Origin of the sequence: Rhodococcus sp. 21391 (assembly GCF_016772255.1) — a bacterium.
In the GTDB taxonomy this organism is placed as follows: Bacteria; Actinomycetota; Actinomycetes; order Mycobacteriales; family Mycobacteriaceae; genus Rhodococcus_F; species Rhodococcus_F opacus.
Genome location: NZ_CP063781.1, coordinates 1,397,362 through 1,417,931 on the forward strand (window position 1 = coordinate 1,397,362; position 20,570 = coordinate 1,417,931).

Annotated in this window: 22 protein-coding genes, 1 tRNA gene and 1 pseudogene; 13 read left to right on the forward strand and 11 right to left on the reverse strand. The window is 67.3% G+C overall.

Going from position 1 to position 20,570, the window contains the following annotated elements; genetic code table 11:
* Positions 1-113: 113 nt before the first annotated feature.
* From GO592_RS06580 to GO592_RS06600, 5 genes are read left to right on the forward strand one after another with little or no spacing between them, the layout of a single operon-like run.
* Positions 114-1,616 carry a CoA-acylating methylmalonate-semialdehyde dehydrogenase gene (locus tag GO592_RS06580; RefSeq protein ID WP_005564060.1) on the forward strand — a complete coding sequence of 501 codons (1,503 nt, stop codon included), beginning with the start codon at positions 114-116 and terminating at the stop codon, positions 1,614-1,616.
* Positions 1,617-1,626: 10 nt separating this feature from the next.
* A complete protein-coding gene (locus GO592_RS06585) occupies positions 1,627-2,775 on the forward strand; it encodes an isobutyryl-CoA dehydrogenase (protein WP_202715102.1) in 1,149 nt (382 codons plus the stop codon).
* The gene (locus tag GO592_RS06590; protein ID WP_172651240.1) at positions 2,772-3,842 is read left to right on the forward strand and encodes an enoyl-CoA hydratase/isomerase family protein; all 1,071 of its coding nucleotides are present in this window, start codon (positions 2,772-2,774) and stop codon (positions 3,840-3,842) included. Before GO592_RS06585 ends, GO592_RS06590 begins: the two co-directional genes overlap by 4 nt.
* Positions 3,843-3,874: 32 nt before the next feature.
* Positions 3,875-4,774: a 3-hydroxyisobutyrate dehydrogenase gene (gene mmsB / locus GO592_RS06595; RefSeq protein ID WP_005264621.1), complete on the forward strand. Its 900-nt coding sequence runs from the start codon at positions 3,875-3,877 to the stop codon at positions 4,772-4,774.
* Complete coding sequence (locus GO592_RS06600) at positions 4,771-5,547, forward strand: enoyl-CoA hydratase (protein ID WP_007300592.1); 777 nt, start codon at positions 4,771-4,773, stop codon at positions 5,545-5,547. The genes mmsB and GO592_RS06600 overlap by 4 nt, the downstream gene beginning before the upstream one ends.
* 57 nt (positions 5,548-5,604) lie before the next feature.
* Here the strand turns inward: GO592_RS06600 and GO592_RS06605 are convergent, their stop codons facing one another.
* Positions 5,605-6,138, reverse strand: a complete 534-nt coding sequence (locus tag GO592_RS06605; RefSeq protein WP_005252880.1) for a MarR family winged helix-turn-helix transcriptional regulator — start codon at positions 6,136-6,138, stop codon at positions 5,605-5,607.
* A gap of 54 nt (positions 6,139-6,192) precedes the next feature.
* Entirely contained in the window at positions 6,193-7,443 is a 1,251-nt protein-coding gene (locus tag GO592_RS06610; RefSeq protein ID WP_007300593.1) for a multidrug effflux MFS transporter, read from the reverse strand.
* A gap of 93 nt (positions 7,444-7,536) precedes the next feature.
* Between GO592_RS06610 and GO592_RS06615 the strand changes: the two genes are divergently transcribed.
* A tRNA-Cys gene (locus GO592_RS06615) sits at positions 7,537-7,608 on the forward strand.
* A gap of 48 nt (positions 7,609-7,656) precedes the next feature.
* On the opposite strand, the gene GO592_RS06620 is transcribed toward GO592_RS06615, so the two are convergent.
* Both GO592_RS06620 and GO592_RS06625 read right to left on the reverse strand, forming a co-directional pair.
* Positions 7,657-8,961: an MFS transporter gene (locus tag GO592_RS06620; protein WP_005568028.1), complete on the reverse strand. Its 1,305-nt coding sequence runs from the start codon at positions 8,959-8,961 to the stop codon at positions 7,657-7,659.
* 54 nt (positions 8,962-9,015) lie between these two features.
* On the reverse strand, positions 9,016-10,629 hold the full coding sequence (locus tag GO592_RS06625) for a class I adenylate-forming enzyme family protein (RefSeq protein WP_007300594.1): 1,614 nt from the start codon (positions 10,627-10,629) through the stop codon (positions 9,016-9,018).
* A gap of 196 nt (positions 10,630-10,825) precedes the next feature.
* On the opposite strand from GO592_RS06625, the gene GO592_RS06630 reads away from it, so the two are divergent.
* On the forward strand, positions 10,826-11,128 hold the full coding sequence (locus tag GO592_RS06630; protein WP_005264609.1) for an ArsR/SmtB family transcription factor: 303 nt from the start codon (positions 10,826-10,828) through the stop codon (positions 11,126-11,128).
* Positions 11,125-11,643: an SRPBCC domain-containing protein gene (locus GO592_RS06635; protein ID WP_007300595.1), complete on the forward strand. Its 519-nt coding sequence runs from the start codon at positions 11,125-11,127 to the stop codon at positions 11,641-11,643. Before GO592_RS06630 ends, GO592_RS06635 begins: the two co-directional genes overlap by 4 nt.
* Positions 11,644-11,684: 41 nt before the next feature.
* On the opposite strand, the gene GO592_RS06640 is transcribed toward GO592_RS06635, so the two are convergent.
* A complete protein-coding gene (locus GO592_RS06640) occupies positions 11,685-12,245 on the reverse strand; it encodes a dihydrofolate reductase family protein (protein WP_007300596.1) in 561 nt (186 codons plus the stop codon).
* A gap of 30 nt (positions 12,246-12,275) precedes the next feature.
* Positions 12,276-12,884: a TetR/AcrR family transcriptional regulator gene (locus tag GO592_RS06645; protein ID WP_007300597.1), complete on the reverse strand. Its 609-nt coding sequence runs from the start codon at positions 12,882-12,884 to the stop codon at positions 12,276-12,278.
* A gap of 99 nt (positions 12,885-12,983) precedes the next feature.
* Between GO592_RS06645 and GO592_RS06650 the strand changes: the two genes are divergently transcribed.
* Together GO592_RS06650 and GO592_RS06655 are read left to right on the forward strand one after the other, a co-directional pair.
* Entirely contained in the window at positions 12,984-14,771 is a 1,788-nt protein-coding gene (locus tag GO592_RS06650; RefSeq protein ID WP_007300598.1) for an N-acyl-D-amino-acid deacylase family protein, read from the forward strand.
* Positions 14,768-15,616, forward strand: a complete 849-nt coding sequence (locus GO592_RS06655; RefSeq protein WP_039952831.1) for an alpha/beta fold hydrolase — start codon at positions 14,768-14,770, stop codon at positions 15,614-15,616. Before GO592_RS06650 ends, GO592_RS06655 begins: the two co-directional genes overlap by 4 nt.
* Here the strand turns inward: GO592_RS06655 and GO592_RS06660 are convergent.
* On the reverse strand, positions 15,584-15,742 hold the full coding sequence (locus GO592_RS06660; protein ID WP_007300599.1) for a hypothetical protein: 159 nt from the start codon (positions 15,740-15,742) through the stop codon (positions 15,584-15,586). The genes GO592_RS06655 and GO592_RS06660 overlap by 33 nt on opposite strands.
* On the opposite strand from GO592_RS06660, the pseudogene GO592_RS06665 reads away from it, so the two are divergent.
* Both GO592_RS06665 and GO592_RS06670 read left to right on the forward strand, forming a co-directional pair.
* Positions 15,722-16,021 (forward strand): annotated as a pseudogene (locus GO592_RS06665) (beta-ketoacyl-ACP synthase); the annotation flags it as partial. The gene GO592_RS06660 and the pseudogene GO592_RS06665 sit on opposite strands and share 21 nt — an antisense overlap.
* A gap of 64 nt (positions 16,022-16,085) precedes the next feature.
* Positions 16,086-16,433, forward strand: a complete 348-nt coding sequence (locus GO592_RS06670; protein WP_007300601.1) for a helix-turn-helix domain-containing protein — start codon at positions 16,086-16,088, stop codon at positions 16,431-16,433.
* 9 nt (positions 16,434-16,442) lie between these two features.
* On the opposite strand, the gene GO592_RS06675 is transcribed toward GO592_RS06670, so the two are convergent.
* Complete coding sequence (locus tag GO592_RS06675; protein ID WP_005264590.1) at positions 16,443-17,027, reverse strand: ATP-dependent Clp protease proteolytic subunit; 585 nt, start codon at positions 17,025-17,027, stop codon at positions 16,443-16,445.
* A gap of 4 nt (positions 17,028-17,031) precedes the next feature.
* A complete protein-coding gene (locus GO592_RS06680; RefSeq protein WP_005568279.1) occupies positions 17,032-17,640 on the reverse strand; it encodes a ClpP family protease in 609 nt (202 codons plus the stop codon).
* A 304-nt stretch (positions 17,641-17,944) separates the two neighbouring features.
* On the opposite strand from GO592_RS06680, the gene GO592_RS06685 reads away from it, so the two are divergent.
* Complete coding sequence (locus GO592_RS06685) at positions 17,945-18,619, forward strand: arsenate reductase/protein-tyrosine-phosphatase family protein (protein ID WP_007300602.1); 675 nt, start codon at positions 17,945-17,947, stop codon at positions 18,617-18,619.
* Here the strand turns inward: GO592_RS06685 and GO592_RS06690 are convergent.
* Positions 18,603-19,760 (reverse strand): sulfotransferase family protein, encoded by a 1,158-nt coding sequence (locus GO592_RS06690; protein WP_007300603.1) that lies wholly within the window; start codon positions 19,758-19,760, stop codon positions 18,603-18,605. The two genes, GO592_RS06685 and GO592_RS06690, sit on opposite strands and share 17 nt — an antisense overlap.
* Before the next feature lie 19 nt (positions 19,761-19,779).
* Entirely contained in the window at positions 19,780-20,568 is a 789-nt protein-coding gene (locus GO592_RS06695) for an SDR family oxidoreductase (protein WP_039952832.1), read from the reverse strand.
* Positions 20,569-20,570: the final 2 nt, after the last annotated feature.

A 20,570-nucleotide genomic window follows, 5' to 3' on the forward strand; every position in this document is an offset into this window, starting at 1 on the left:
CTGCTCACTCCCGCCGCGACATGACACGGTCTGGACATACATGGACATCCAACTATAGGATGGGCTACATATTCGGAACTCCCTCATCATCGAGTAAGAAACGGGTTCGCACAATGGTTCAAGAGCTATCCCACTTCGTCGGCGGCAAGCGCGTCCCCGGTGCCTCCAACAAGTTCGGCGACGTCTACGACCCCAACACCGGTGAGGTGCAGGCGCGTGTGCCTCTCGCCGACAAGGCCGAGACCGAGGCGATCATCGCGAACGCGGTGGATGCTCAGCGGGAATGGGCGCTGTTCAACCCGCAGAAGCGGGCCCGCGTCCTGATGAAGTTCCTCCAGCTCGTGCAGGAGGAGATGGATTCGCTGGCGCGCCTCCTGTCGTCCGAGCATGGCAAGACGATCCCCGACGCGAAGGGCGACATCCAGCGCGGCCTCGAGGTCATCGAGTTCGCCCTCGGCGCCCCGCACCTGCTCAAGGGCGAGTACACGGAATCCGCCGGAACCGGCATCGACGTGTACTCGATGCGTCAGCCGCTCGGTGTCGTCGCCGGCATCACGCCCTTCAACTTCCCGGCCATGATCCCGCTGTGGAAGGCCGGTCCCGCGCTGGCCGCCGGCAACGCGTTCATCCTCAAGCCGTCCGAGCGCGACCCGTCGGTGCCGCTGCGTCTGGCCGAGCTGTTCCTCGAGGCCGGTCTGCCCGCAGGCGTGTTCAACGTGGTCAACGGTGACAAGGAAGTGGTGGACGTTCTGCTCACCGACGACCGCGTCAAGGCTGTCGGGTTCGTCGGCTCCACGCCCATCGCGCAGTACATCTACGAGACCGCCGCGGCCCATGGCAAGCGTGCGCAGTGCTTCGGTGGCGCGAAGAACCACGCGATCATCATGCCCGACGCCGACCTCGACGAGGTGGCCGATGCCCTTATCGGTGCAGGTTACGGCTCCGCGGGTGAGCGGTGCATGGCCATTTCCGTCGCGGTCCCGGTGGGCGAGGAGACGGCCGATGCGCTCGTTGCCAAGCTGACCGAACGGGTCGGCAAGCTTACGATCGGCCGCAGCGACGACGAGTCCGCCGACTTCGGCCCGCTGGTCAGCAAGGACGCCCTCGAGCGGGTGAACAACTACATCCAGATCGGCATCGACGAGGGTGCGGAGGCCGTGATCGACGGCCGCGGCTTCACCCTCGAGGGCCACGAGAACGGCTTCTTCGCCGGCGCGACCCTGTTCGACAAGGTCACCACCGACATGCGCGTCTACAAGGAAGAGATCTTCGGACCCGTCCTGCTGGTCGCCCGTGCCGCGGACTACGAGGAGGCACTCCGCCTGCCGACCGAGCACGAGTACGGCAACGGCGTCGCCATCTTCACCCGCGACGGCGACACCGCCCGCGACTTCACGAACCGCGTGAACGTCGGCATGGTCGGCGTCAACGTGCCGATCCCCGTGCCGATCGCGTACCACACGTTCGGCGGCTGGAAGCGCTCCGGCTTCGGCGACCTGAACCAGCACGGTCCCGACTCGTTCCGCTTCTACACCAAGACCAAGACCGTGACGCAGCGTTGGCCCTCGGGCAAGAAGGAAGAGACCAACCACTTCGTCATCCCCACGATGAACTGAACGGACCTCCATGTTCACCTTGACCGATGACGAGCGGGCGATCAGCGACACTGCCCGCGACTTCGCGGCCGAGCATCTCGCGCCGCATGCCGTGGAGTGGGATCAGGCCAAGCATTTCCCGGTGGATGTCCTGCGGAAGGCGGCGTCGCTGGGGATGGGTGGGATCTACATCCGCGAGGACGTGGGTGGATCCGAGCTGACTCGTGTCGACGCGGCCCGGATCTTCGAGCAGCTCGCGAAGGGGTGCCCGTCGATCGCCGCCTACATCTCCATCCACAACATGGTCACCTGGATGATCGACCGGTTCGGCACCGACGAGCAGCGGCGTGCGTGGGTGCCGGGGCTGTGTTCGATGGATCAGCTCGGCAGTTATTGCCTGACCGAGCCGGGTGCCGGTTCGGATGCGGCGGCGTTGAGCACGAGGGCGGTCCGGGACGGCGACGACTACGTGCTGACCGGGGTCAAGCAGTTCATCTCCGGTGCGGGCACCTCGGATGTGTACGTGGTGATGGCCCGCACCGGGGAGAGCGGGCCGCGGGGGATTTCGGCGTTCATCGTCCCGAAGGGGTCGCCGGGTCTGTCGTTCGGGCCGAACGAGGTGAAGATGGGCTGGAACGCCCAGCCCACCCGGCAGGTGATCTTCGAGGACGTGCGGGTGCCGGCGGCGAATCTGCTCGGGTCCGAGGGTGGTGGTTTCCGGATCGCGATGGCGGGCCTGAACGGTGGCCGGCTCAACATCGCGGCGTGCTCGGTGGGCGGCGCGCAGACCGCGCTGGAGCGGGCCGTCGCCTACCTGACGGACCGGAAGGCGTTCGGGTCGCCGCTGATCGACTCGCAGGCGCTGCAGTTCCAGCTCGCCGACATGCGCACCGAACTGGAGGCGGCCCGCACCCTGCTGTGGCGGGCGGCGGCGGCGCTCGAGGACGGCGCCCCCGATGTCGTCGAACTGTGTGCGATGGCGAAGCGGTTCGCCACCGACACCGGTTTCGAGGTCGCCAACCGGGCGCTGCAACTGCACGGTGGGTACGGCTATCTTGCCGAGTACGGAATCGAGAAGATCGTCCGCGACCTGCGGGTGCATCAGATCCTCGAGGGCAGCAACGAGATCATGCGGGTGGTCATCGCCCGCAGCGTCATCGGAAACAGAGGAGCGGCATGACCGACGCGGTACCCACGGAACCGGACGTTCTGATCGAGAAGCGGGGCGGGCTGGGCCGGATCGTGCTCAATCGGCCCCGGGCGATCAACGCCCTCAATCACGGCATGGTCCGGCAGATCGCGGCGGCCCTGGCCGAATGGTCCGGCGACGACACGGTCCGGGCGGTGGTGATCACCGGTGCCGGGGAGCGGGGCCTGTGCGCGGGCGGCGACATCGTGTCGATCTATCACGACGCGAAGGACGGGGGCACCGGTTCGCGGGAGTTCTGGCGCGAGGAGTACCTCCTCAACGCGGCCATCGCGCGCTACGGCAAGCCGTACGTGGCGATCATGGACGGCATCGTGATGGGCGGCGGGGTCGGGGTGTCGGCGCACGGCAGCGTGCGGATCGTCACCGAGCGGTCGATGATCGGGATGCCCGAGACCGGGATCGGGTTCGTCCCCGACGTCGGCGGCACCTACCTGCTCGCCCGCACCCCGGGCGAGTTGGGCACCCATATCGCCCTGACGACCGCCCGGCTCAGTGCCGGCGACGCGATCGCGTGCGGGTTCGCCGACCACTTCATTCCGTCGGAGAAGATCGAGCAGTTCATCGAGGCGTTGTCGACGACGTCCGTTCAGGAGGCGCTCGGCGCGTTCACCGAACCGGCACCGGCATCGGAGTTGCTGGGCCAGCAGGGCTGGATCGACGCCGCGTACTCCGCCGACAGTGTCGCCGACATCGTCGCCCGCCTGCGCGGCAGTGGGGTGCCCGAGGCTCAGAAGGCGGCCGAGCAGGTGCGCTCGAAGTCGCCGACCGCGTGCGCGGTCACCCTGCAATCGCTGCGCCGCGCCCGGCAGGCCGGCAGTCTCGAGGAAGTCCTCAACGACGAGTTCCGGGTGTCCGTCGCCTGCCTGAACTCGCCCGACCTCGTCGAGGGCATCCGGGCGCAGGTCGTGGACAAGGACCGCAACCCGCAATGGTCGCCCGCCACCATCGAGGAGGTCGACCCAGCGCAGGTCGACGCGTTCTTCGCACCACTCGGCGACCTCGAACTCGGCCTGACGGCCCCGCAGCCGCAGCATTGACCACCAGCTACACGCGTCCAGGAGGGACTGCTATGAGCACTACCGTCGGATTTCTGGGACTCGGCCACATGGGTGGTCCCATGGCGGCCAACCTCGTCAAGGCGGGGCACACGGTGGTCGGTTTCGACCTCGCGCCCGCCGCTCTCGAACAGGCAGTGAAAGACGGTGTCACCGTCGCCGATTCGGCCGTGGAGGCGGTGCGTGAGGTGGACGTCGTGATCACGATGCTGCCGAGCGGAAAGCACGTTCTCGGGCTCTACGCGGAGATCCTGCCCGCCGCGAAGCCGGGCACCCTGTTCATCGATTCGTCCACCATCGACGTCGCGGACGCCCGGGCGGCGCACGACGAGGCCGTCGAGGCGGGCCACCGTTCGGTGGACGCACCCGTTTCCGGTGGCGTCGTCGGCGCCACCGCGGGAACGCTCGCGTTCATGGTCGGCGGCACGGCGGACGACTTCGAGTCCGCGAAGCCGCTGCTCGACGTGATGGGCAAGAAGGTCGTGCACTGCGGAGACCCGGGCAACGGTCAGGCCGCGAAGATCTGCAACAACATGATTCTGGGCGTGTCGATGATCGCCATCAGCGAGGCGTTCGTCCTCGGCGAAAAGCTGGGTCTGAGCAACCAGGCCCTGTTCGACGTCGCGTCCAACGCGTCCGGCCAGTGCTGGGCGCTCACCACCAACTGTCCTGTGCCCGGACCGGTTCCGACGAGCCCGGCCAACAACGACTACCAGCCGGGCTTCGCGGCCGCGCTGATGGACAAGGATCTCGGTCTCGCCGCGAACGCGCTGAAGACCAACGGCGTCGAGGCCGACCTCGGGCTGCGTGCCGCCGAGCTGTACAGCCGGTTCCACGCCGCCGGTGGTGGTGGTCAGGACTTCTCGGCCATCATCAACGACATCCGCGACCGTTCTACCAAGGGAGACCAGTGACCGACTTCGAGACCATCCTGCTCGAACGCAAGGGCCGGGTGGGGATCATCACCCTCAACCGTCCGAAGGCGCTCAACGCACTGAACTCCGAGCTGATGCGCGAGGTCGTGTCGGCGGTGGAGGAGTTGGAGAAGGATCCGGAGATCGGTGCCATTCTGATCACCGGTTCCGATCGGGCGTTCGCGGCGGGTGCCGACATCAAGGAGATGCAGCCCAAGTCGTACATGGACGTCTACCTGGACGACTTCTTCGCCGCATGGGACCGTCTCGCCGCGGCCCGCAAGCCGACGATCGCTGCGGTCGCCGGGTACGCACTCGGCGGCGGATGCGAACTGGCGATGCTCTGCGACATCCTGATCGCCGCCGACACCGCGAAGTTCGGTCAGCCGGAGATCAAGCTCGGTGTCATCCCCGGCATCGGCGGTTCGCAGCGGCTGACCCGCGCGGTGGGTAAGGCGAAGGCCATGGAACTGTGCCTGACCGGCCGGAACATGGACGCCGAGGAGGCCGAACGCGCCGGGCTGGTGTCGCGGATCGTGCCCGCCGCGGATCTGCTCGACGAGGCGCTGCAGACGGCGACCACCATCGCCGAGATGTCGCTTCCGGTCGCGATGATGGCGAAGGAAGCCGTCAACCGCTCGTTCGAGACCACCCTCACCGAGGGTGTCCGGTTCGAGCGTCGGGTGTTCCATTCGACGTTCGCCACCGAGGATCAGAAGGAAGGCATGGCAGCGTTCGTCGAGAAGCGTTCGCCCGTGTTCAAACACCGCTAGAAACCCTGAAAACGACTGTCGCCCCGCACCGGGATCCGGTGCGGGGCGACAGTCGTCTCACCACTTGGTGGGGGCGTCTCCGGTGTCGAAATCGCCTGCCTCGCGGCGTAGTTCGGCGAGGATCGTGACCAGTTGTTCCAGCTTGTCGCCGGACACCCCGGGACTCGAGAACACCTGGGCGTTGAGTCGCTCGGTGGACTCGACGGCCAGTTTCCTTCCCGCGTCGGTGATTTCGATCAGGGTCGCGCGGCGATCGCTCGGATGCGGGACACGTCGCACGAGATTCGCCGTCTCGAGCCGGTCGACGGCGTTCGTCACGCTGGTCGGGTGAACCTGAAGGCGCGCGCTGGCCTTCGCCATCGGGAGCGCGCCGGTGCGCGTGAACGTCAGCAGTGTCAGCAATTCGTACCGGGCGAACGTGAGCCCCGACGGCTTGAGCACCTCTTCCACCCGGGCCATCATGATCTGCTGTGCCCGCATCACCGAGGTCACCGCGGCCATGCCGTCGGCGACATCACCCCAGCCGTGCTTCGTCCACTGCCGGTGGGCCTCTTCGATGGGGTCGAGATGAAGTGGTGACGGTGGTGGCATGCGTCGATCATCCCATGACGGGTGATGGGCCGCGAAAGTCTGCCGAACGTGTCGTCAGTGCGCTTCCGCCTTCGCGGCAGCCGCCAATGCCACCAACCCGAGTCCCGCGCACGCCGTCATCGTGACCGCGAGAGCGACGCCGGTGTTGCCGAGCACGCCGACCAGGGGAGCGATCAGCGCGCCGACACCGAACTGCAGGGCGCCGAGCAGCGCGGCAGCCGTGCCAGCCGCCTCCCCGTGGCGGCCGAGAGCCAGCGCGGGGGCGTTGGGCAGGACGAAGCCGACACCGGCGAGGAGGAACCACAGTGGAACCACGAACCCGACGAGCCCGCCGAGCTCGAAGTGGGCGGTGGTGACCAGCGCCAGCCCGGCCACCGTCGCGAAGGCGAGGGCCGACACCGTGATCTGCAGCGGTGACCACCATGCGAGGGCGCGGACGTTCAGTTGCGAGGCGCCGATCAGAGCGATCGCGCCGGAGCTGAACAGCAGCGCGAACTGCTGCTCGTCCAGGCCGTACTGGTCCTGGAACACGAACGACGCACCGGAGACGTACGAGAACAACGATCCCATCGCCACACTCGACACGAGTGCGAGCACCATGAACGCGCGGTCGCCCAGCAGGCTCTTGTAGGTGCCCAGCACGGCGCGCAGACTGCTCTTGCGCCGCCGCTCCGGCGGCAGCGTCTCCGTCAGACCCCACACCCCGATCAACGCCGTCAGGGTGCCGATCACGGCGAGGACGACGAAGATCCCGCGCCAGTCGACGGCGATAAGGAGCGCCCCGCCGATACTCGGGGCGAGAACGGGTGCGACGCCGAGCACGAGCATCAGCCGCGACATCACGACGGCCACGGTGTTCCCCGAGAACAGGTCGCGGACGACGGCGAGCGCGACCACCGCTGCGGCGGCGGCCCCGATGCCCTGGAAGACGCGGAGCACACCCAGCACGGCGACGGTCGGCGCGAAGACAGCGAGGACGGACGCGACCACGTGGACACCGATACCGGCGGTGAGGGGACGCCTGCGCCCGAGGCTGTCCGCGAGCGGTCCGACGATCAACTGCCCCAGCGCGAGGCCGAGCAGAGTGCCGGTGATGGTCAGCTGGACCGCGGACGACGATGCGCCGAGGTCGGTTCCGATGTCCGGAAGCGCAGGCAGGTACATGTCGATGGTGAAGGGGCCGAGGGCCACCATCGCGCCGAGTACCAGGATCACCCGAAGGCTGGGACGGGTGGTTGTCCGGTCGGCGGTCGGGGCGGCGCGTTCTTCGGTATCGGTCACGAAGCAACACAGCAACGAGGGCACGTGGTTTGTTCCCGCCCCGGCATGTCGGTTTCAGAATCACCGTGAGCGCAACCCTCGCGCCCGGGGCACCGGCCCGGCACAGTAATCATCGATGCGGGTGTGACTGAGTGGTTGAGGTACCGGCCTGCAAAGCCGTTCACACGGGTTCGAATCCCGTCACTCGCTCGGGTGAGAACCGGCAGGTGATGCACCTGCCGGTTCTCTTTCGCGTGGTCACACGTCTTCGAGGCGAATGCCCTTGGTCTCCTTCATGAACAGGCACGCGACGCCGGTGAGGACGGCCAGCACCATGATGTAGACGCCGAACACCCAGCCGAGGTCGAGTCCGAGGAGAAGCTGGTTCAGGTACGGGGCGGTGCCACCGAACACCGCGACGGAGAACGAGTACGCGAATCCGATCGCCTGGGTGCGTAGTCGCGTCGGGAAGCTCTCCGACAGCGTGGAGGACAGAATCGACGCGGGGACCGCGACGATCAGCAGGGCGGCGGTGGTGGCGACGAGCAGGGTCCACCCGTCGGACGTGATCATCATCGTCAGCGGTAACTGCAGGGCGAACATCAGAACCGCGAAGGCGCCCAGCATGGGCCGCCGGCCGATCTTGTCGGAGAGCAACCCGAGGAACGGCAGCGAGACCAGTGCGATCAGCTGAGCGATCACCAGCATCCAGTACGCAGTGTCGGGATTCATGCCCTGCTGCGTGATCGCGTACGTGGAGATGTACGACGTCCAGGTGTAGTGCGCGGCCGTGATGCCCGAGGTCATCCCGATCATCAGGAGGATCGCCCGGACGACGGCGCGGCGGGGGATGCTCGGCAGATCGTCGTTGTTCTGCGCTGCGTCGAAGACGTCGCTCTCTTCCATGCTGCGGCGCAGATACAGGGCGAACAGTGCCAGAAGCGCGCCGATGAGGAACGGGATACGCCAACCCCATTGACCGACCGCGGTGTCGGACAGAGAGGAGGTGACGACGCCGCCGACCGTGTAGGCCAGCACCGAACCGCCGAAGATCGCGATGAACGCGACGCTGCCCCACATGCCGCGCCGGTGCGGAGGCGCGATCTCGCCGACGTAGGAGTACGCGGTCGCGGACTCGCCGCCGTGCGCGAAGCCCTGCATGACGCGCGCCGCGAGCAGGATCAGGGAGGCCCACGCGCCGATGGTCGAGTAGGTGGGCATCACTCCGATGATCAGGCTGCCCGTGGCCATCATCAGCATGGTCGTGACGAGGACGAATTTGCGTCCGCGTTTGTCGGCGATCCGGCCGAAGATGATCCCGCCGAGCGGGCGCATCAGGAAGCCGACCGCGAAGACGGCGAGCGTGGACAGCAGGGCGGAGACCGGGTCCGAGTTGCTGAACATCGCCGCCGCGATGAACGGGGCGAACACCGCGTAGGCGCTCCACTCGTACCACTCGAGGACGTTGCCGACGGAGCTGGCGAGGAGCGATTTCTTGCGGGAGGCGAGGGTGGGGCCCGAATGGGTGTCAGGCTGCGCCTGGCGAGTGAGGTCGACGTTCACGTGCAGTCACTTTCGTCGGGGTCGCGGAGTCGAAAGGTCGGAGAGGTCGGGTCGTCAGCGCAGGTCGCTGCGACGGATCTTGCCCGTCTGGGTCTTCGGGAGGTCGGTGATGATGTGCACCAGCCGGGGCCGCTTGTACGCGGCGAGACGGTCGCGGGCGAACGCGACGAGTTCGTCCTCGGTGGCGGTCGCGCCCGTGCGGAGCGAGACGTAGGCCACCACCGATTCGCCCTGGTAGTCGTCGGGCTGACCGACGACGGCGGCCTCGTGCACGGCCGGGTGTTCGTAGAGGGTGTCCTCGACCTCACGGGGCCACACCTTGTAGCCGGAGACGTTGATCTGATCTTTGAGCCGGTCGACGAGGTACACCCACCCCGCGTCGTCGATGATCGCGACGTCCCCGGTGCGCAGCCGTCCGCCGGGCAGTGTGTCGCGGGAGGCGTCCGGGTTGCGCCAGTAGCCCGAAACAACCTGCGGTCCCGCAATTTCCAGCTCGCCCGCGGTGTGGGGCGGAACAGGGTCGCCATTCGGGTCGACGGCCCGGATGTCCACCCGGGGCAGCGGGAGACCGATGGACAGTGAGCCACTCGACGGGTCGACCGGCGCCCGCAGGCCGGGCGGCACCGCGATCACTCCGGCCGTGGTCTCGGTCATCCCGTACGCGTTGTGGATGTACTTGCCGAATCCGGCTTCGAACTTCTCCACTGTCGCTGGCGGGATGGGCGCGCCGCCCGAGTAGAGGGTCTTGACCGAGGCGAAGTGGTCCGCGCTCACACCCGGCACCTCGGAGAGTGCGTTGAACACGGTGATCGAGCCGATCGTGTAGGTCACCCGGTGTTCCACGAACGTCTCCAGTGCGACGGCCGCGTTGAACCTGTTCGCGAAGACGAGCACACAGTCCCGGACGAGGGCCACGCCGGCATTGAGCACGGCACCGGTGATGTGGAACAGGGGCGCGACAGCGAACACGACGTCCCCGTCGACGACGCCGGCGCAGTCACCGAAGTCGAGTGCGGTGGCCAGCACGTTCGCGTGGGAGTTGAGCGCGCCCTTCGGCGGGCCGGTGGTCCCGGAGGTGTAGGTGAGCAGCGCAAGATCGTCGCCGTCGAGTTCGATCAGGGGAGGCCGCCTGCCGCGAAAGCGTGCGAGGAGTGCGACGAGGTCGCCGTCGGCTGCCGGCGTGGCGCGCGTGGTGGACTCGAACACCCGCGGATCGTTGCGGGTCTGGAAATCGAGGGCACTGGTGCTGATCGAGAATCGCACGCTGCTGCCGCGCAGGGTCTCGGCCGTGGCCGCGGCGCTCACGTCTTCGCAGATGATGCCGATCGGTTCGGCATCGTCGACGAGGCGGCGGAGTTCGTTTCCGCGGTACATCGGATTGAGCACCAGCGCCGCTGCGCCGACCTTCCACAGTGCCAGCAGGGCGAGGGCGTACTGCGGCACATTCTGCAGGTAGATGCCCACCCGGTCGCCGCGCCCCACACCCCACTCGTCCAGCGCGACGGCGAGGGCATCCGACAGGTCGTCGACCTCGCGCGCGGTGAGGGTGCCATCGAAATAGGCCACGGCGGGGTGATCGGGATGGGCCTTCACGCGCGACCGCCACGCGTCGAGAGTGGTCGCCACGGGTGGCTCCTGGATTCCGTCGTTGGTGAACGTCGACGACACCGCTGTCCCCTTTCTCCGGCTCCGGTCCGAACGGGATGTCCGAATTCGAGCGGCCGACCGATCACTCGCTCGGTCGATGTGGGCAAGTGTTGTGTGTCACACCCGGGTGTGTCAAGTCGGTGCCCGTGGGACTGCTGAGTCCGTCACGGCTGCAGCGACGGTTGCGGCTCATATTTCCATCTGGCAATATGATGGCATGAGCGCCTACGCCGCCCTGGCCGAGCCGCACCGCAGACAGATTCTCGACTTGCTGCGTGATGGTGAGCGGCCTGCCGGAGAGCTGGTGGAGCACATCGCGCTCAGTCAGCCCGGCGTGTCCAAGCACCTCAAGGTGCTGCGCGAGGCCGGGCTCGTCGTGGTGCGCGTGGACGGCAAGCAGCGTCTGTACGCGCTGCGGCCAGAACCCCTCGCCGAGGTCGACCAGTGGCTGGAGCCGTACCGCGCGTTCTGGTCGAGGCGCCTCGACGCCCTCGAACTACACCTGGAGGAGAACCCATGACCGACGGAACCCTGGAGACGATCGATGGTCGCCCGGCACTGCGCTTCGAGCGCACGCTCGCCCACTCGATCGAGCGCGTGTGGCGGGCGGTCAGCGTGCCGGCAGAACTCGAGAGCTGGTTTCCCGCAGCAGCCGAGTGGACACCGGCGACGGGGGAGACCTTCGAGGCCTACGGCGCGACCGGCGAGGTGACCGAGGTCGATGCACCCCATCGGCTGGCGTGGACCTTCGGCGGCGAGAAGTACAGCTTCGATCTGACCGCTGAGGGAGACGGCTGCCGGTTGATCTTCATCCATGTCTTCGGTGACCGAGCGATCGCAGCGCAGACTGCGGCCGGCTGGGAGACCTACCTGTCGCGGCTCGAGCCGCATCTCGCAGGCGGGTACCTCTCCGAGGCGGAGGCGCACGGCTCGTGGGATCAGTGGGAGGAAGTTCACGAGAGCTACGCCGAGCGCTTCGACGTCGACCCGACGCCGGGACGGCAATTCCTGGCGGCTCAGCGGGCCGGTCAATGACATCCGGTAGACCCTAGGGTCACCCGAAACATTCCGAATTCCTAGCTCGCGACGCGGTAGTGGAGGAAGGCGAAGCCGCTGCCGAAACGGCGCTCGTCCAGCAGTTCCAGCCTGCACCGGACGCGCTCCGGGAGAGACCGGGTGCCGCCTCCCACGACGACGGGTGCGACGAACACCTGGCATGCGTCGACCAACCCGGCCGCGAAGGCGTGGGAGGCGAGTCCCGGGCCCCCGATGCTGATGTTCCGTGCCGCGCTCGCCTTCAGTTGCCGGACGGCGTCGGGGTCGAATTCCCGCTCGATGCGGGTCCTGGCGCTGGACGCCGCCTCCAGTGTCGTGGAGTAGACGACCTTGGTGGCTGCTCGCCAGATTTCCGCGAAGTCCTGCACACAGACAGGCTCTCTCGCGAGGTCGGGTACGGATTCCCAATACGTCATCGTCTCGTACATCCGGCGCCCGTAGAGGTAGGTGCCGATCGGACGTTCGAGGTCGTTGACGAAGCTGTGGACCTCCTCGTCGGGTGCGGCCCAGTCGAAATTACCGTCCTCGTCGGCGATGTAGCCGTCGAGCGACATGATCGTCGAGTAGATCAGCTCGCCCACCGCGAACCCCTTCGTGTCTGCTGGTCCGGATCAGCGTGTCACGTCGAGTGCATCGACATCGACGCCTGCCGCCGGAAGCAGGTAATAGAAAGCACGTTCGCAGAGATCGATCATGTCCGTGCGGCCCATGGTCGGCTCGTCGAGCCACGACAGCACGACCTCTTCCATGAACGCCTGCCAGCCCGAGATCGCAGCCTCGAGCGCGGGTGTCGTCGGCACCCCGAACTCCGCCAGCGACGCACCTATCCAGCGGGTGAAGGTGTGCCGCATGCCGCGGTAGATCTGCCGCATCCGCTCGTCACCGCTACCGGCCATCCGCATGACCGCCAGGTAGATGGTCGGGTGCTCGATCACCGCGTCCGCGAATGTTTCGACGCCGGCCCGGAGCTGCCCGGACACGGGGAGCGTCGCGTCGGGTGTCATCCGGCGTTGCAGTTCGGACGCCGAGGCCTCGAGGACGGCGTTGCGAAAACCCTGCTTGTTCTTGAAATAGTGGAACAGCAGGGGCGGGGAGACGCCCGCCTCGGCCGCCACCTGGTCCATCGACAGATCGTCGAACGGCACCGTCTCGAGAAGCCGGACGGCCACGTCGAGGATCTGCGCGCGCCGATCTTCGGGAGAGCGGGGTGCGGCGGCCACCCCTGCACTCTATTGAGGAACCCTCGAGGCGTCCATTGACTTTTACTCAACGGGATACGTAACCTCGGGTAACATATACCGAGTGTGAGGAGCGCAACAATGTCGGATTTCGATGTCGTCGTCAATGGTGGGCTGTGGTTCGACGGAACCGGATCCGCGCCCCGGCGCCGCAATCTCGGCATCCGCGACGGCGTCGTCGTCCGCGCATCGATCCGTCCGCTGCCCGTCGGGCCCGACACCGAGATCATCGATGCGGCAGGCAAATGGGTGGTCCCCGGATTCGTCGACGTGCACACCCACTACGACGCCGAGGTGCTCGTCAGCCCCGGGCTGCCGGAGTCGGTGCGACACGGCGTGACCACCGTTGTCCTCGGAAACTGCTCCCTGTCCACCGTGTACTCGACGCCGCGTGAATGCGCCGACCTGTTCAGCCGGGTCGAGGCCGTACCACACGACTCCGTGCTCAGGATCCTGGACGAGAACAAGATCTGGCAGAGCCCGGCGGAGTACGTCGAGGCACTCGAATCGCTGCCGCTCGGCCCCAATATCGCCGGTTTCATCGGGCACTCCGACATCCGCACCCACGTGCTCGGCCTCGGCCGGGGCACCGACAAGCGGACCAAGCCGAGCACCCGCGAACTCGAACGGATGGGCGCGATGCTCACCGAGGCCGTGGACGCGGGCTTCCTCGGCCTGTCCTCGATGACCAATGCGCTCGACAAGATCGACGGCGACGAATACCGTTCGCGCTCTTTGCCGTCCACGTATGCGCGGTGGAAGGAGTTCCGCTTCCTCAACCGCATCCTGCGCGACCGCGGCAAGATCCTGCAGAGCGCGCCGACGATCAACCTGCACCCCAACATCGCGGGATTCTTCGCGGAGAGTTCGGGTCTGGGGCGACGCAAGCCCCTCAAGACGTCGCTGCTGTCCGCCGCGGACTCGAAGGCCTACCCGCCGATCGTGTACTTCATGCTCGCCGCGGCGCCGCTGCTCAACCGCTTCGCCAAGACTGACTTCAAGTGGCAGCACCTCCCGGTGCCGTTCACCGTCTACGCGGACGGCATCGACCTCGTGGTGTTCGAGGAGTTCGGTGCCGGCGCGGCGGCACTGCATCTCAAGGACCAGGTGGAACGAAACGCCCTGCTGCAGGACGAGTCCTACCGACGCCGGTTCCGCAAGGATTACGACAACAAGTTCAGCCCCCGCATCTGGCACCGCAATTTCTACGACGCGGTGATCGTCGGGTGCCCCGACGAGGCGCTGATAGGCAAGACGTTCGGCGCGGTGGGCGACCTGCGTGGCGTGCACCCGGTCGACGCGTATCTCGATCTCGTCGTGAAGTACGGCACCGACCTGCGGTGGCGGACCACCATCGCCAACCATCGTCCCAAGTTCGCGAAGAAGCTCGCGGCCAGTTCCGGCGTGCAGATGGGATTCGGCGACGCGGGTGCGCACCTGCGCAACATGGCGTTCTACAACTATCCGATCCGGTTGCTGAAGAAGGTCAAGGACGCGCAATCCGACCGCAAACCGTTCCTGTCCGTCGAGCGTGCCGTCCACCGGCTGACGGGCGAGCTGGCCGACTGGTACGGCATCGATGCCGGCCACCTGCGCGAAGGGGACCGCGCCGACCTCGTCGTCATCGATCCGGCGGGTCTCGACGCGACCGTGGACGGATTGTTCGAGGCCGAGGTCCCCGAGTACGGCGGTCTGCGCCGGATGGTGAACCGAAGCGACGGCGCGGCGGTCGCGACGGTGATCAACGGCAGGCTCGTCTATCGCGACGGGGAGTTCACCGGCGGGTTCGGCGTCACCAAGACGGGACGGTTCCTCCGCGCCGGTGCGTCGGCCGCAGACCACAGCGAGCGTGAGACGGCCGTCCGATGAGCGGCATGGAGCGGATCCGCACGTTCACCCGGGACGGGCTCGTGTTCGACGTTCGCGACGAGGGTCCGATCGACGGCACGCCGGTGGTGCTGTTGCACGGATTTCCGCAGGACTCGCGGTCGTGGGACGAACTGGCACCGTTGCTGCACCGGCGGGGATTTCGCACTCTCGCGCCGGACCAGCGCGGCTATTCGGCCGGGGCCCGGCCCCGCGCCCGCTGGGCGTACCGCGGCTCGGAACTGGTCGCGGACGTCGTCGCTCTCATCGACCAGGCGGGCCTCGGGCCGGCGCATGTCGTCGGGCACGACTGGGGCGCTGTGGTGGCCTGGGGAATCGCGGCGGAACGGCCCGACCGGGTTCGCACGCTCACTGCGCTCTCGGTGCCGCATCCGGCGGCATTCGTGCGGGCGATGCTCACCAGTCGCCAGATCCTGAAGTCCTGGTACATGTTCGCGTTCCAGCTGCCGTGGATTCCGGAGCGGCTGATCACCCCGGACGGTTACGGCTACCGGGCACTGCTCGCCAGCGGCCAGTCTGCGGACCGGGCGAAGCGCGACCTCGAACCCATGCGCGATCGGACGCGGGCCCGGGGCGCTCTGAACTGGTATCGGGCCATGCCGTTCACCGCACCCCGTTCGGCCTCCCGGAAGGTCCGGGTGCCCACGCTCTTCGTGTGGAGCGACGGCGACTCGGCGATCGGGCCGGTAGGTCCCGCGCTGACCTCACGCTTCGTCGACGGCCCGTACACCTACGAGGTGTTCCGCGGTGTGAGCCACTGGATTCCGGACGAGGCGGCCGAGCGCGTCGACGAACTACTCGGCAGCCACCTGCTCGATCAGTCGTGACGCCGATCGGTCCGTCCGCGCCACGTCGCCGGTGACCAAGCGGTCGAGGAGGATGCCCCGCAGCCCGGACACCGCGACCGTCGCATTCTCGCGGGCGTCCTGAGCGGAGATCCCGCTTCGGATCATCGCGCGATCGCCGCCGTCGCCGGACAGGCATCGGTGTACGCACCGAAATCGGCACTCGGGCACTCCATCGGCGCGGTCGGAGCCCTCGCGGCGATCCTCACCGTTCTGACGGTGCGCGAACAGATCGTCCCGCCGACCCTCAACCTCGACAACCAGGACCCCGCCATCGACCTGGACGTCGTCGCCGGGTCGCCCCGCCGTCAGCGCATCGATTACGCACTGAGCAATTCGATCGGTTTCGGCGGGCACAACGTCGCGCTCGCCGTCGGACGGTACTGATCGGCTGTCCGCTGTCGGTGAACGCCGCCGCGTCCGGGTGCGTCGTCTGGAAGACTCCGAAGGTATGGAAGCTCAGCGCGGACTGACGCTGGTGACGGCCGCTCCCGAGCAATCGCGGGAGGAGCCGCTGGTGCGTGAGCTGTACGGGCGAGTGCTCCGCGAGGCCCGCCGGGACCAGGATCGGAGCCTCGAGGACGTCGCCGCCGCCGTCGGCATGTCGAAGCAGTACCTCTCCGAGATCGAACGCGGCAAGAAGGAGCCGTCGTCGGAAATGCTGCGCGCGGTGTGTGGCGCGCTCGGTCTGCCGGTGGAACACCTGCTGTTCCGGTCCGGGCACCGGCTCGGCGCGGCGAACCGGAACCCGGCGACCAGGAGCCTGAACCGGCAGGTGCCCACGCTGCTCGCCGCCTAGCGCCGTCCGTCAGGCCGCGACGAGCGTATCGGCCAGGCCGTACTCGATGGCCTCCTCGGCTGTGAAGATGCGGTCCCGGTCGGTGTCCCGCCGCAGCCGCTCGACGGTCTGACCGGTGTGTTTGCTCAGAATCGCTTCGGTCTGCGAACGGACCCGCATGATCTCCGCGGCCTGAAGCGCCAGGTCGGAGATCGTGCCGTTGCCCTGTGTCGACGGTTGGTGCAGCAGCGTCCGGGAATGGGCCAGGACGTGGCGGTGTCCCTTGGTTCCCGCCGCCAGCAGCACGGCAGCCGCGGACGCGGCCTGGCCCATGCAGTACGTGGCGATGGTCGGACGGAGGAACTGCATCGTGTCGTAGATCGCGAGCATCGCCGTCGTGGAGCCGCCGGGCGAATTGATGTACAACCCGATCTCCTGATCGGAACTGTCCGCCTGGAGGTGGAGCAGCTGTGCCATCACGACATTGGCGACTCCGTCGTCGATCTCGGTGCCCAGGAAGACGATCCGCTCGTTCAGCAGTCGGCTGAAGATGTCGAACGACCGCTCGCCTGCCGGGGTGCGTTCGATGACGTGGGGAATGGTGTATTGGGACATGGCTTCACAATCCAATTCTCGGGGCGGTGGTGTGCGGGGCGATCTCGGCGAACGAGGACACGACGCGGTCGACGATCCCGTAGTCGCGGGCCTCGTCGGCGGTGAACCACCGGTCCCGGTCGCTGTCCTCGGCGATCTGCTCGACCGGATGCCCCGTCTCGGCGGCGAGGATCTCCTGCGACTGTCGTTTCATCCGCTCGAGGCTCTCGGCCTGGATGGCGATGTCGACGGCGGTGCCGCCGATGCCGGCCGAGGGCTGGTGCATCATGATGCGGCTGTGCGCCAGACTGATCCGTTTGCCGTGGGTGCCCGAGCACAGCAGTACCTGGCCCATGCTCGCGGCGAAACCCATGGCGACGGTCACCACGTCGTTGGGAACGAGTTTCATCGTGTCGTAGATGGCCAGGCCGGCGAAGACGGAGCCACCCGGGGAATTGATGTACAGCACGATGTCGCGTTTGGGGTCGGCGGCCGCGAGCAGCACCAGTTCGGAGCAGGCCCGCTCGGCCATGGCGTCGTCCACCTCGCCGGTGAGGAGGATCGTGCGCTGGCGAAACAGTCTGTCCGCCAATAGGTCGCGGTAATTCAGGTCGGGTAGTGCGGCTGTGGTCATGCCTTCATTACTACCGCCGCGCCGGTGCCGGACCGGCGATTGTCTGCTGTGGGCAGACGACCTGCGCCGGGAGGTTCGGAAACCCCGGCGACGGTACCGCACCCACCCGGGAATGTGACGCAGATCGCGTACGTGGCGACACTCCGGCGTCGAGCGCCGTGAACTGGGCGTTCGTGATTCGAGGTGGCCACCAGGAATCCAGTGGGTGAACGACTCACCCCGGTCAGGTGAACGTCGGAAACAGACCGCTCGGCCAGTGGAATTGCCAGCGCGCGAAGGCGAACTCGCTGGTTAGGGTGCCCTCATGCACGTTCTGTTCGTCTGTAGCGGGAACGTCTGCCGCTCACCGATCGCAGAGCGGCTGACGCACGCGTACGCGCTTGCCCACGGTCTGCCGCACCTCACCGCGGAGAGCGCCGGTGTCCGAGCCCTCGTGGGCTTTCCGATCGAACCCGTCGCCGCCCGTGTCATCGAAGGCCTCGGCGCGAGCGCCGACGGGTTCCGAGCGCGTCGCCTGCGGCCCGAGATGATCAAACGCGCCGACCTCGTCCTCGCGATGACCGAGCAGATCCGGGACCGTTCGATGGAACTGCTCCTCGGGACGAGCCACTGCACGTTCACGCTTCGCGAGGCTCGCCGGATCGCCACCGACACCGGTGCCCGCACCGTCGCCGAACTCGCCGTCGCCCGAAGGGAATACGGAGAGATCGACGATGCGAACATCAGCGACCCCGTCGGCCTCGGCGGGGCGGCGTTCGCGCAGGTGGGAGATCGGATCGCCGCCGAACTGATGCCGCTGCTCGACACACTCGACCTCGGCAGCGGCACGAAACGGGAACCCGAGCCCCAGCCCGAGCCCGAGCCCGAGCCCGGACCGCGGCCGTCTCCGGTCGTCCAACTTCCGCTGTCGCCCAGGCCGTTGATCGCGGCGCGGGCGGCGTCGTCGATCCTCGACTATCCCGTCAGCTGGTCGCGCTGAACTGATACTTGGCGAATCTCTCGTCCACCTGCTCGGCCGTGAGCCCGAATTCCTCGAGCGTGTACTTGTGGGAGGGGCGGCGGTCGCCGCTGCGGCTTTCGGCGTGCATCGCCTCCATCGCCGACTGGGCCGAGGCGCTGAGTTCGAGCCCGAAGTGCGTGTAGACCCCTTCGACGGTGCCGAGGGGATCGGCCACGAAATCGTGGTAGTCGACGTCGATGAACTGAGTGGGATCGTGCCGGGCGCGGGCGGCGGTGAACTGCTCGAGCCCCCGGGCCCACAGCTCGAGCTGGCTCTCACCGATGACGCTGCCCCGGAACTTCTCCGACCACCCTTCCGTCGCCTGTTCCGCGAGGCTGCACACCGACGGGACGATCATGCGCGGCGGCCGGTGGGTCTGGATGATCGAGGCGTCCGGATAGACGGCGAGCAACTCGTCGAGCGCGAACAGGTGGCTGGGGTTCTTCAGCACCCAGCGGCGGTCCCGATCGGGAAGCCCGATCAGCTGCAGGTTCTTCTTGTGCCGCTGATAGGCGTTCGTCCAGTCCTGGCCCTCGAGCCAGCGGGAATATGTCGGGAGAGACGCCAGGCACTCGTAGGAGATCGACTTGAACGTCTGCCGCAGCAGTTGCCAGCACTCCTCGACCTCGCTCGCCGACATGTAGTGCACGCCCATGAATTCGGGGCGTTCGATGTGGTGGCGGCTGAAACCCTCCTCGATCTTCTGGAACACAGGATTCGATTCCCAGGTCTCGCGCGGCGGACGGGGTTGGGGCATCTCGGTCAGCCACATCTCCAGGCCCTGATGCGACGGATCCGCGGTGAGTAGCCGGTGCAGCGCCGTCGTCCCCGTGCGGGGAAGCCCGGTGACGAAGATCGGCCGCTCGATCCGAACGTCCGCGTGCTCGGGGTTCTGCTTCCACGCTGCCTCGCTCAGCAGCCGCGCCACCAGGGCGCCGCGGAGGAACACCCGCGACACCTTGCTGCCGAGCGGGGTCAGCTGCTCGTCGACGTGGTACGAGTCCAGCAGGACGCCGAGGGCCTCGGTGTAGTCGTCCACGCCGAAGTCGGTGAGGCCGGTCAGGCGGGTGGCCGAGGCGTGAAGGTCCTCGACCGTGCCGACGGTGGTGCGCTCGCTCATGATGCTCCGGTTCTCGTCGCTAGTGATGGAATTCGCCGCAGTTGACGTCGAGGCACTGGCCGGTCACGGCGCTCGCCAACGGTGAGGCCAGGAAGATCACGGTGTCGGCCACTTCCTCGGTCGTGGGGAGCCTCTTCAGGTCGGTGTTCGCGGCGGTGTGTTCGTAGATCTGCTCGACGGTCGTCCCGTACTTCTCGGCCTGGTGCGTGAAGTACTGCCTCAGCGTGTCTCCCCAGATATAGCCGGGAGCAACGGAATTGACACGGATTCCCTGAGGTCCCAATTCCGTGGCGAGCGACTGCGATGTCGCGAGCAGGGCGGATTTGGCCATCTTGTAGCTGCCGTACCGCTCCTGGGAGTGTCGGAGCACCATCGAGTTGATGTTCACCACCGCTCCGTTCGATTCGGCGAGTGCGGGGGTGAACAGCTGGGTCAGCCGCAGCGCCCCGAGCACGGTCAGCTCGAAACTGCTGCGAATGTGGTCGAATTCCGTGCGGGCCAGCGGTTTCATCGACGGAACCGAGAACGCGTTGTTGATCAGCACGTCGACCTTGCCGTACGCGTCGACGGCCGCGGACACCAGATTCTCGGCCGATGCCTGGTCCGTGATGTCGGTCGGGACGGTCACGGCGCGTCGGCCGACAGCGATGATCTCCTTGGCCACCTCGTCGAGACGCGACGCGGTGCGGGCGGCCAGCACCACGTCCGCGCCGGCGTCGGCGCAGCGGACGGCGAGGGTTCGGCCCAGGGCCGGACCGACGCCGGAGATGACGACCACCTTGTCCTGCAGGAGTTGCGGAGTGGTCATGG